Source organism: Mycolicibacterium chlorophenolicum (genome assembly GCF_001044235.1).
Lineage (GTDB): Bacteria > Actinomycetota > Actinomycetes > Mycobacteriales > Mycobacteriaceae > Mycobacterium > Mycobacterium chlorophenolicum.
The window spans coordinates 1-9,921 of record NZ_JYNL01000022.1; the positions used below are offsets into that span (position 1 = coordinate 1).

Sequence of the window (9,921 nt, forward strand, 5' to 3'; positions counted from 1 at the left end):
CTGCAGATACCTATAGCCCTCGCCACTCGGCAGTGACCACCGAGACCAAGGGCGTGATTAGCCGGTGCCAGGTGGGTCCCAGTCAGGCCGTCATCGTGGTCCCAGATCGGGTTGACACAGCCATCCGTGGATGCCTCCCAAACACTTGCCCAAGTTGAATACGCGGCCATAGTCGTCGTCGCCTCTCGGCAGCCCGAACCGCAAGTTCGGCTTTTTGGTCGAGCTCGCTCATTGATCACTTTGTCCCCGCGTTCTTCGCCGAGACCAATTGTCCAGAAGAACTTCCGACCCCAGTTTGTTGAGGTGCCAGCAGAGCAATAGACCTGGGGGTTGCGACGACGGAGCAGGTACTCCATGTCGGGGCACAGATACATCACCGAGCCGACCGTACGTTGTCGTGCGTGCTGTTCCTCATCACATTCAGCAGCACGCGGTCATTGCTCAGGGTCTTGCGGTAGGTACCGCAGATCGCGTACCCGTAGTTGACCGCCGCCTGCTGCACCCCTAGCGAGCCATGTTCTGATCATGCCGGATGAAAAGGTCGATTAACTCGACCAGCCGGCCTGGGCGATGCCCAATGCTCGCTGCCCCCATAGCGAACACGGTGCCGGCCACGATGGCCGCTCGGCGGGATGGTGCCATTCACGTTCAACATTCGACAGAAACGTATAGGCGTCGCCCACTTGGCGGGCGAGGCCAGACAGTTTGCTCTCGCCAACGGTTCCATCGCCGTCGCGATCCAGCGAAGGCGCGAAGTGCGGCGAGTTCGACGGAACATCCTGGCTATCCCGCAGCCCGAGCCTGGTTGCCATTCTTGAACGGCAGCTGGGGCTGAGCATTTGCCGTGACCGCTCCACTGAGTGCAATGGCGCCCATTGCGTAACCAATAAGAAGTGAGCGCCAGATCAACTAATTACCTTCAGGTGTGATGACGGTAGCTCCCCAGACCCCACCATGGCTTAGCGATCAGCCAACAAGATTTAGGACCACGCTTAAGGTCCTCAGGCCTCCACTCTTCTGCTTCTGGCGACAGCATGGCACTGACGACCGCAAACTCGACCAGCGGTTCGCGTTGGACCTCGAGCCTAGACTCGGAGGCTCTGATGAACGTGGTCAACATTCGGCCGATGTTGGTCACCGCGGGTAAGCCGCCCAGGAACTACGCCGACTTCGCGATCGAAGTGAAGTACTACAGGCAGCGGGGCGTCGCCATTTTCGACGGCGAAGCGGTCACCCTCCTCAGCCGCAATGGCGCAAACATCACCCGGACTGCCCGCGGTTGGCGCGGCGCTACCAGCGCCGCCCGGCACCAGCCAGTGAATCTTGACGGCGACATAGTTGCCCCGCCCGAAGGGATTCCTTGCTTCAGCCGACTTCAGCGGCGCTTGCCACAGAACCGCCGCCCCGCCGCGCAGCTGCTTCGATCCTGCCGGATATAGGCGGAGGCACACTGTGAAGGTTGCCCCAAGACATCCGTCGCCAAGGCCGAAACAATACGGCGGTACCGCGTGTTTCCTCAGTGAGTCGAATCAACTAAGGGGCAACAGTGGCAACAGTGAATTGGTACACAACGAAAGGCGGACGGCGATGGAGGGTGCGCTACCGCACTCCGGACCGACGCCAAACCGATAAGCGGGGTTTCACCACTAAACGCGATGCTCTGCTCTTCGCGGCAAAGATTGAGGTCGATAAGGCCGCCGGTGCCTTCGTGCCCTCATCGGCAGGACAAATGACCGTAAGCGAACTCGCCGATACCTGGTTGCAAAAGAAGCACCGGTCGGCCGCACCTTCTCACTACCGCACACTCGAATCGTCCTGGCGCACAAAGGTTGCGCCCTCCTGGGGAACGCGTCGGATTGCTGATGTGACGACTCATGAAGTGGAGGCGTGGATCGCGGATCTGGTGGGCAATGGGTCCGGAACGACGACGGTCCGGAGGGCTCATTCCGTGCTAGCGGGCATACTGGGCGACGCTGTCAAAGCGCGCCGGCTGACTGCTAACCCTGCACGCGATGTCGAGAACTTGCCACGGCGGGGGTCACGCCGCCACACTTACTTGACCGCGGCCGAGGTGCACCGCTTGGCAGACCAAGCAGCCGGTTATCGAACCCTCGTACTAATACTGGCGTTTTGCGGGTTGCGGTGGAGTGAGGCTATTGCTCTCCGAGTGGGCGACGTGAATTCCTGCGTCGCCGGCTGACAATTTCTGCCAACGCCGTTGAGTTCGATGGAAGTCACTACGTGGGGCCGACTAAGGGGCGCAGGCCAAGAGCAGTTCCGGTTCCCTGCTTCGTGCTGAATGAGCTGAGTCGCACATGTGAAGGTAAGTCACCCAGTGAGTTGGTATTTCCTTCGCGCTCCGGGGGTTACCTGCGACGCCCACATTCAAGCGACGGGTGGTTCGCAGGCGCGCTGCGTCGGGCGTCACTCGAGCCGATGGCCATCCACGATCTCCGACACTCGTGTGCCGCGTTGGCCGTGTCCGCAGGCGCTAATGTGCTTGCCCTCCAGCGGATGCTGGGACACACAAGCGCGAAGGTAACGCTGGATGTATACGCTGAGCTGTTCGACTCCGATCTCGACTCGCTTGCATCAAGTCTCGACATCGCTTACGCGCCTGGAGCCATCCGAGTCGCTTCGTAACGAGGACCGTCCTCCCGTCAGGCCGGCGCCGTGCTATCGGGTCGGCCAGTCTTTGCCGGCGCTTGTCCGTGGAACGTAAGTTACGCCGGATCTCTAAATCTCTGACGGTATTCGCTATTTCAAGTGCCACCCGCGCGATCTTTAGTCCCAGTTGGAAGTCCATATTATGGAATCGTTCTCGATAGTGGACACCGCAGTGATAGAAGCTCGTAACATTCGGCACGACTTTTTCCAGTCTCTGCGCGTGTTCCACGCCGGGTGGTAATCACCCATCCAGCAGTGCCCAGCCGTGCACCTCCGCCGCGCGGATGTGCTCAGCGATCCGGCTGGCTGCGCTCCGCGTGTGTCCATAGTTAACGTACTGCCATGTGCCTGGCCCCTGGAAGTTCAGCACGTGAAGCCGTTCGTCGTGCTTCGCATCTCAGCTTGTAACTAATTTGTTGGTCAAGCGTCGCCCAGGACAACACGTGCGCGACATTGGGCAGAGGATGCCGGGCAATCGGCTCGGACACGTCAATCTCCATCATCTGATCTCGAATCTTCACGATGGAGTCGCCTGAAATCTGACTGTCGGCCAGAGGACTTCTGACCTCAAAATCCAGCCGAACCGGGTCCCCGCGCTCGACGCTGACGTCTTCGGCCGGACTGCCGAAGATCACTTCACCCCAATCCGAGGAGTGCTACCGCTTCCGATGCTTGAAAGACGCCTACACAAAGACGAGGCACGAGAGGTCAAGCGCGTCGATTAAATGTGGGCAAATTCTGGGCACCACTCGAAAGGCACCGGACGATCAACTAACTTTTGCTGCTGACCAGCGGCGATCCGTGGAGTTCAGGGAAGCTCCGGAGGCATGGCGAACCTCGGGAAGAACGCTGCTAGCGGACCGACGGTCCACATTGGATGCGATCTTGAAGAGGTCGTTGACATCCGGTCACAGATCGAAGCTGGCATGACTGGTTGTCGCGTTAGTAACTTAGCGCAGTCATATCGCGGGAAGCGGACGCCGAGGCGACCACACCGACGGAGGACGGGACGCCACTAGTGGCATAGCTACCCTTTGAGCCGCGTGTGTCCCTGTACTCAAGCACGCGGCTTGCCGCTTTAAGAAAATGATGCGCTGGTGCTTTGGGCCGCCCTTTGTCAGTCGCCGTTCGGGACGTGCGCAGCCTCGAAGGCTTCGACAACTGCCCGTGGAATTCGTCCCCGAGCGCTCACTTGGTGTCCATTCTCATTAGCCCAACGCGCACCTGCGCCAGCTTCTCCTTTGACGTAGGCGTTGACTTCTTCGTCTGGCGGGGCTTGCGAGAACGCTTACTGGTCGATGGTGTCTTGGTCGAAGACCGCCGGGGCCGGCCTCCAGCGTCAGAAGCCCTCTTTGGCCCCGCTTGAGCGGCACCGGCCCGTGAAGCCCGCGCAGCTGAGCTGTTGTCAGGGTTCAAGGCCTTCTCTGCCGCATCAACGAAGGGACGTATCGCGCGTTCAAACTTTGAGAGGTTCTCTTCCGACAAGTCGAGGCGGTAATCGATGCCGCGGAATGAGAACTCCACTGTCTGGCCACCGTCGGAGATGTCGGTTCCATCGATGTCGTCCACCAATTGCCGGATGACGCGCTCTGCCACTTTCATTCCCTTCGCGCTCCCCCCTGGTGTGCCACCCTATCAACAGCGACGGTGTCCGACGCTCCGCGCTATTTGGCACAAGTCGCAACAACGCGAACTTCGATTAGGAATGCGTGTCTCAACATCAGCGGCCTCGCGGGCTTGACGGGATGAGATCATTTCAGCAAGGTTTCAATGTCTCAGGCCGCACCGCCTCAGTCGCCATAGTGCGATCAACGATCGCCTCACGTTGATCGGATCGCTTCGTCAACTGGGCGTTTGTCACTCGAAGTCGAGGCGTGATCGGAGTGTCGAAGGAGGACCATAGAGCACCGTCGTACAAACTACGAGAGGAGCTTCGCCTTCTGGGAGTTGAACTCATCATCCGACAGGATGCCATCCCTGTGAAGATCGGCGAGCTTACGCAGTTCGTCGGCGATCATGGGCGACTCTGCAGGGCGAGACGGCGGCCCGCTTGGCGTCGGCGTCGACCGTGCAACGTTCCCATGAAAAAGGCGGTGACTCCGAAACCAGTTTTCGATTAGTTCTGAAGTGCCATGGTTCACGTCCACGAAAGCCAGCGTCGAGCCGTTGCCGAGGATATGGAGACGCCGCTCGAGGAGCTTGCCGTTTTTTGTGACCGAGAATCCGGTTACATCCGAGATGTGCACCCGAAACGCGTGTGTCAGCTCCATCGTCTTTACATATGCCGCTGTGCCATCCGGATACTCGATGATCTTGCCACTACCGAAGCCAAGCGCGTGCTTCACAGGCGGTGCAGTCAAGTTCCTCCCCTTCCGACTTCTGAAGATTAGCTCTAAGCGCCGAGACCATGCGAGTAACGGGTCATCTAGACGGCTGTGTTCGAGGCAACTAAGGCAGCATCTTGGCTTCCCAGAACGGCTCTGACCGTGGAGGCGTGCCAACTCGCACCTCCCTGGGCAGTCGGCACCCCGCTGGCATTGAGCCGCATAGCGATTGCTCTCAATGAATAGCCACCGGCTCGTGCGTTAACGATCTGCTCGACAACTTCTCGGGGAAGCCGAGAGGGGCGGCCAAGACGTACCCCTTGAGCCCTCCGGCCGCGAGCGCCTCACGTGTGCGCTGAGCGATCAGGCGGCGTTCCAGTTGACTGAATACCGCCATCATCGAAGCTGTCGCCTCACCCGCAGGCGTGCTGGTGTCAATGGCGAGGTCACACGTAATCAATTCCCAGCACCCCCGCCGGGCCTGTTCCATCATCGATGCAGTGTCGAGCACCGAGTGAGAAATCCGGTCAAGCTTAGCCGCGAGCAGCGCGGCGGCTTGACCCGATTGCACGGCGTCGATGGCCGCGGCAAGGCCGGGACGGTGCTCCACCCCTTTGCCCCCGCTGATTCCCTCGTCGGAGTGCCAGGCAACGACAGTCCATCCCCGCCGCTCAACTTCCGCCGCGATTGCCGCACGCTGAGCATCGAGGCCAGCGCCACTGCTCACCTGTTCGTCAGTGGACACCCGGACGATGTAGGCAACTACGGTGCCGGGTGGCGCCTTTCGGGTAGGACGCTGGCGCACTGTCACTGGTGAAGTGTATAGCAAACGACCGTTTGCCTGTAGAGGACGCTGCGAACAGCTGCCGGGGACCGTATGCACGAATCTTATTGCGAGCGAAGGCTTTAGACGTATCGGTTCAGCCATGGCGTGTGATTCCGCGGCGACCTAGGCCGCCACCAGGTCGACGGCGTCGCCTCCGAGGAGTTCGCGACCGCGCCGCGCCAGGACGGCATGCTAGCGCTGGCCTGGTGCAGCTGGTCGAATCCCCCTATCGCACAGCGCAAACCCGAGTCGGCGGTCGGCGCAAGGACGCGGCGTTGCTGGCGTCGTCGGATCGCACCGCCACGACCAACGCGATGGGCAAGGGGGCGACGCAGCACCAGCACCTGGTGCCGACCGAGGTGCCCAAGAAGCTGCTCGAGGAATGGCTGGCGATCTGGGGCGAGCACCACCGCATCGGTCAGCGGCTCAGCGTCGCACTACGGCCCTTGCGCGCCGGCAGCGAACTGCTGGAGCTGGCGATCGTGGGCGAGGGTGAACTCGTCGCCCGCGCTGCGCGCGTGCTCGGGGCGGATGCTCGGGAACGGATGCCGCGCGATCAGCCCGCGCCAGAACAGCACTAGGTTTTCCCGCTGCGCGAACCTACCCATCGGTCGGACCAGGCTTGCAAACTGTGCAGGGTCTGCAGCAGTTCTCGGCCGCCCCGGTTGAGTCGATAACCGCCGTCGTCGTGATCGACGACTCCCAGTTCGCGGAGGTCCTTGAGGCGCGTGTTCAGCGACCCGGGATTGCTTTCACACGCGTCTTGGAGGGCTCGAAACGTCAGCGGGCTGCCGTCGCGCAGTTCCCACAGGATGCGCAGCGCACCCCGCCGTCCGAGCACATCGAGCACGACCATGATCGGCCGCCCTGTCGACGACCCTCGCGCAGGCCGTCCAAATGTCCGCGAAACCATGCTTTACATTTTGTAGCATGCGTGGGTAAAGTCGCAACCATGACACGCTATAAAACCCATAGCGCTCGGGTGGCGCCGTTGGCCGCTCCGCTGCCGCCCGATATCCAGGACGCCGTCGACCACATCATGGCCGGCAACGAGCCGCTGGTGCTCTTCACCACGTTGGCCCGCGATCGCCGACTCTTCTTCAAGCTTTTCAACGCCGGACTGCTCGACCGCGGGCACCTGACCCTTCGGCAGCGGGAGATCGTGATCAATCGGGTGACCGCTCAGTGCGGAGCCGAATACGAGTGGGGTGTCCACACGTGCGTGTATGCCGCGAAAGCCGAGCTGACGGTGCACCAGATCGCCTCGCTCGTCGGCGACGGCGCGTCCGGTGACTGGAGTGACGAGGAGAGCGTGCTCATCGCGCTCTGCGACAGCCTGCACAAGACCTGCACGGTCGACGACGCACTGTGGTTCGCCCTGACGACGCACTACTCCGATGAAGCGATCATCGAGTTGCTCATGCTCGCGGGCTATTACCGCACCGTGAGCTACCTCGCCAATGCGCTGCGGCTGCCACTCGAGCCGAATACACCGCGCTTCAGTACATTCCGGCGATTCAATGAACTACGGCCGACAAACCTGTCGGTCGACTGAAAGAAAGGAGATGACCATGCCGTTGGTCAACGTGAAGGTCATCGAGGGTGTGTTCTCGGCGGCGGAGAAGCAGGAGATGATCAGAAGGCTCACCGACACCATGGTGCAGATTGAAGGCGAGAACATGCGGCCGGTGACATGGGTAGTGGTCGAGGAGGTCGCCAGCGGCGACTGGGGCATCGGCGGCACGCCACTGCACACAGCAGACGTCAAGGCCCTGGCAGCCGGTCAACCGGTCGCCTAGCGATTCTCGCGGCCCGACGAACCAGCCATCAACGGTTTCGTCGGGCCGCGCTCGTCTGCGAACCGGGCCTCATGTCCAGATCTGACTTCGACGGGATCGCCGCTTGCCCCGTGCAGCGCAGAAGGCAAGCGGGCAAGCGCGGCGGCATTGCCCCGCTTGCGGCGGTACTGTTCTCGCCGGACGCATCCGCAATGCACATGCCCGTTGATGAACGGACTTGCACCGGGCGGCGGTGCGAGCCGACCGCAGGCGGCTATTAGTTCAGTTGCCGTATCGGCGTCGGTGACCTGTTCGAGCCAGTCCACGTTGCGGCCGTCGATGAAGTCCTCGAGTGAAGTGGTCACCGCCCGAGAACCCCGGGAACAGGTCAGACTCCCTCGCCCAGGGAAAGTGTCAAGGATCAACCGAAACCGCTGTGAAGGATCAGCCGAAACACTGTCAGCCATGACCAGGAACCGAAATGTCAAGCATCAGTCGAGCAATACACGACAAGAGTGGGGCGGGCGGGGCTCGAACCCGCGACCAACGGATAATGAGTCCTGAGACAGGGCCGTGACGACTAGGCGAAAACACTTCTTCCCGGGGCGTCAAATCGACTGCAGAACAACGTATTTAGTGTTATCGGTACGGTCGCGGTACGCCTTCGGTACGGCTACCCAAATCGCCCCTGGACGCCGGGGCGACGCCGGGGTGACATGCGCCTTGTCGTTGTTAGCCAAGCTGGGGACGCCTATTCGACATGCCCGGAGATGACCTGAGTCCCACGGCCACCCCTTGACGAGCATCGACCGTCGTCTTCAGCGCCCGCTTGACGGGGTTTCAGGTGCGTGTCGGCGATCTTCGGGTTGGTGATTTGGTGCGCCCGGGCCGCCAGGGCGGATCGCTTAGCCGCGGGCTAGGTCGATCGCGACGGGACACCGCCGCGTGCGCAGCGACACCATGGATAGCGAGTCCCTATACGGCGCTTCGACGACCGGGCGAAACGGTTAGCCGAAACTGGCCAAATCGCCCGTAACATAATGAAAGTGACCGTTGCCGGTGCGGCTACGGGTACGGCGTAGGCACGCCTACGAATCGCCCCGCTTGTCGGGGTAACGCCGGGTGAGGCGCGACCGCGCCCGCCACCACCGGCCCGGGCCGCCGAACCGATCCGAAACAGCACCGCCCGGTCGTGCAAACCTTCAGATCCGCCACTACGCCGACCATATCGAGGGCCAGGCATGCCAGCGCGTCGACGTGATCCGGCGGCCCTTCGACGATCACGATAGCGCCTCGCAGTTCTTCCGCCCCGACTCCTTCGAAATGGGCAGCAGCATGGCAGGCGGTGCGAAAATTGAGGGATGCCGCATAAGCGCACGCCGCCCCGCCCCGAAGATGCGCAGGCCGACGCGGAGGAATGGGCGCGCTTCTTCGATTACTTCGGGCACGCCGCGGTGCGTCGCGGGATACGGGTGCTCTCCAGGCTCCCGTCTGCCCCGCGGTGTGAGGCCTGTGGCAGCCCGTACAAGGGATTCGGCGGCTGGCTGATGCGGCGCGCGGGCAAAAGTCCGTCGCGAAAGAACCCGCGCTGGTGTCAGGCCTGTTTCGAGAAGGCGCCCACAGGTGGCGTGACGCTGCCAATCGGCGTTCTCTTCGCCGACGTCCGCGACTCAACCGCGCTGGCGGAAACCTTGCCACCCAGCGAAGTGGTCGCGGCCCTCAATCGCTTCTACTCGAAACTGACGCAGGTGATCGTCCAGCACGGCATCGTCGACAAACTCATCGGCGATGCCGTCATGGGCCTCTACTTTGCGCCACTCACGTCCGACGGGCGCTATGTCGATGCAATGGTGAACGACGCTCAGGCGATACTGCGAGCACAGGGCTACGGCACCCCCGGGGGTCCGGAGCTGGAGGTGGGCATCGGTCTTGACGTCGGCCCGGCGTACGTCGGGATCGTCGGCGAAGGCGAGATCCGCGACTTCACCGCGATTGGCGACGTCGTGAACACCGCGTCGAGGCTGCAAGGCGCTGCGATGGGCGGAGAGATCGTCATGTCCGAGGCCGTAGCGCGCATCGCGTCCGTGGACGGTGGCGAGGTCGTCATGCTCGACTTAAAGGGCAAGGCTGAACCCGTCACAGCGCGCCGGATCACCATCACGTCAGCACACCGGCTGCCGGAGTGAGTGTCGATGACTATGTCAATACTATCGGGACTGCCGCCGGTTTAGCCTCAATCCGTGGATCGACCCTGTTGAGGTCCGGTCAGACTGATTTTGCTGTGCTGCGGTGGGTGGGCAGCGTGAATCCGCTGGTCTGTCCAGCT

General features: G+C 61.8%; 13 protein-coding genes and 1 pseudogene. 7 read left to right on the forward strand and 7 right to left on the reverse strand.

From position 1 onward, the window contains the following. Positions 1-1,103 precede the first annotated feature (1,103 nt). The 3 genes from MCHLDSM_RS12105 (at position 1,104) to MCHLDSM_RS40205 (ending at position 2,643) form a co-directional block, all read left to right on the forward strand. Positions 1,104-1,439, forward strand: a complete 336-nt coding sequence (locus MCHLDSM_RS12105; protein WP_060937738.1) for a DNA ligase-like domain-containing protein — start codon at positions 1,104-1,106, stop codon at positions 1,437-1,439. Between the two features lie 155 nt (positions 1,440-1,594). Then, positions 1,595-2,200 (forward strand): site-specific integrase, encoded by a 606-nt coding sequence (locus MCHLDSM_RS40200; protein WP_327083153.1) that lies wholly within the window; start codon positions 1,595-1,597, stop codon positions 2,198-2,200. Positions 2,201-2,241: 41 nt separating this feature from the next. Next, entirely contained in the window at positions 2,242-2,643 is a 402-nt protein-coding gene (locus MCHLDSM_RS40205) for a tyrosine-type recombinase/integrase (RefSeq protein WP_322788677.1), read from the forward strand. Positions 2,644-3,784: 1,141 nt separating this feature from the next. Here MCHLDSM_RS40205 and MCHLDSM_RS40380 read toward each other — a convergent pair. The 5 genes from MCHLDSM_RS40380 to MCHLDSM_RS39260 form a co-directional block, all read right to left on the reverse strand. Beyond that, positions 3,785-3,859 carry an Lsr2 family DNA-binding protein gene (locus MCHLDSM_RS40380; protein WP_082168846.1) on the reverse strand — a complete coding sequence of 25 codons (75 nt, stop codon included), beginning with the start codon at positions 3,857-3,859 and terminating at the stop codon, positions 3,785-3,787. Continuing rightward, positions 3,856-4,263, reverse strand: a complete 408-nt coding sequence (locus MCHLDSM_RS40210) for an Lsr2 dimerization domain-containing protein (RefSeq protein ID WP_158023722.1) — start codon at positions 4,261-4,263, stop codon at positions 3,856-3,858. Before MCHLDSM_RS40210 ends, MCHLDSM_RS40380 begins: the two co-directional genes overlap by 4 nt. A gap of 323 nt (positions 4,264-4,586) precedes the next feature. Then, positions 4,587-5,027, reverse strand: a complete 441-nt coding sequence (locus tag MCHLDSM_RS12115) for an SHOCT domain-containing protein (RefSeq protein WP_201780375.1) — start codon at positions 5,025-5,027, stop codon at positions 4,587-4,589. A 65-nt stretch (positions 5,028-5,092) separates the two neighbouring features. After that, positions 5,093-5,215: a hypothetical protein gene (locus MCHLDSM_RS39255; RefSeq protein ID WP_234713962.1), complete on the reverse strand. Its 123-nt coding sequence runs from the start codon at positions 5,213-5,215 to the stop codon at positions 5,093-5,095. An 11-nt stretch (positions 5,216-5,226) separates the two neighbouring features. Further along, a complete protein-coding gene (locus MCHLDSM_RS39260; RefSeq protein ID WP_234713963.1) occupies positions 5,227-5,736 on the reverse strand; it encodes a recombinase family protein in 510 nt (169 codons plus the stop codon). 207 nt (positions 5,737-5,943) lie between these two features. On the opposite strand from MCHLDSM_RS39260, the pseudogene MCHLDSM_RS12125 reads away from it, so the two are divergent. Then, positions 5,944-6,314 (forward strand): annotated as a pseudogene (locus tag MCHLDSM_RS12125) (isocitrate lyase ICL2); the annotation flags it as partial. A gap of 80 nt (positions 6,315-6,394) precedes the next feature. On the opposite strand, the gene MCHLDSM_RS12130 reads toward MCHLDSM_RS12125, so the two are convergent. Then, the gene (locus tag MCHLDSM_RS12130; RefSeq protein ID WP_109788806.1) at positions 6,395-6,673 is read right to left on the reverse strand and encodes a winged helix-turn-helix transcriptional regulator; all 279 of its coding nucleotides are present in this window, start codon (positions 6,671-6,673) and stop codon (positions 6,395-6,397) included. A 96-nt stretch (positions 6,674-6,769) separates the two neighbouring features. Here MCHLDSM_RS12130 and MCHLDSM_RS12135 point away from each other — a divergent pair, with 96 nt between their 5' ends. After that, positions 6,770-7,372, forward strand: coding sequence for a carboxymuconolactone decarboxylase family protein (locus MCHLDSM_RS12135; protein WP_048470314.1), 603 nt, complete (start codon positions 6,770-6,772; stop codon positions 7,370-7,372). Between the two features lie 16 nt (positions 7,373-7,388). Further along, positions 7,389-7,616 carry a tautomerase family protein gene (locus MCHLDSM_RS12140; protein WP_048470317.1) on the forward strand — a complete coding sequence of 76 codons (228 nt, stop codon included), beginning with the start codon at positions 7,389-7,391 and terminating at the stop codon, positions 7,614-7,616. On the opposite strand, the gene MCHLDSM_RS37725 is transcribed toward MCHLDSM_RS12140, so the two are convergent. Beyond that, entirely contained in the window at positions 7,613-7,960 is a 348-nt protein-coding gene (locus MCHLDSM_RS37725) for a hypothetical protein (protein ID WP_131722631.1), read from the reverse strand. The genes MCHLDSM_RS12140 and MCHLDSM_RS37725 overlap by 4 nt on opposite strands. 996 nt (positions 7,961-8,956) lie before the next feature. On the opposite strand from MCHLDSM_RS37725, the gene MCHLDSM_RS12145 reads away from it, so the two are divergent. Continuing rightward, the gene (locus tag MCHLDSM_RS12145; RefSeq protein WP_048470315.1) at positions 8,957-9,781 is read left to right on the forward strand and encodes an adenylate/guanylate cyclase domain-containing protein; all 825 of its coding nucleotides are present in this window, start codon (positions 8,957-8,959) and stop codon (positions 9,779-9,781) included. Positions 9,782-9,921 lie beyond the last annotated feature (140 nt).

Bases quoted from the DNA above. Each gene is read 5' to 3' on its own strand.
- MCHLDSM_RS12105 (WP_060937738.1), top strand. From the start codon at position 1,104: ATGAACGTGGTCAACATTCGGCCGATGTTGGTCACCGCGGGTAAGCCG.
- MCHLDSM_RS39255 (WP_234713962.1), bottom strand. From the start codon at position 5,215: ATGCGGCTCAATGCCAGCGGGGTGCCGACTGCCCAGGGAGGTGCGAGT.
- MCHLDSM_RS12130 (WP_109788806.1), bottom strand. From the start codon at position 6,673: ATGGTCGTGCTCGATGTGCTCGGACGGCGGGGTGCGCTGCGCATCCTG.
- MCHLDSM_RS12135 (WP_048470314.1), top strand. From the start codon at position 6,770: ATGACACGCTATAAAACCCATAGCGCTCGGGTGGCGCCGTTGGCCGCT.
- MCHLDSM_RS12140 (WP_048470317.1), top strand. From the start codon at position 7,389: ATGCCGTTGGTCAACGTGAAGGTCATCGAGGGTGTGTTCTCGGCGGCG.
- MCHLDSM_RS12145 (WP_048470315.1), top strand. From the start codon at position 8,957: ATGCCGCATAAGCGCACGCCGCCCCGCCCCGAAGATGCGCAGGCCGAC.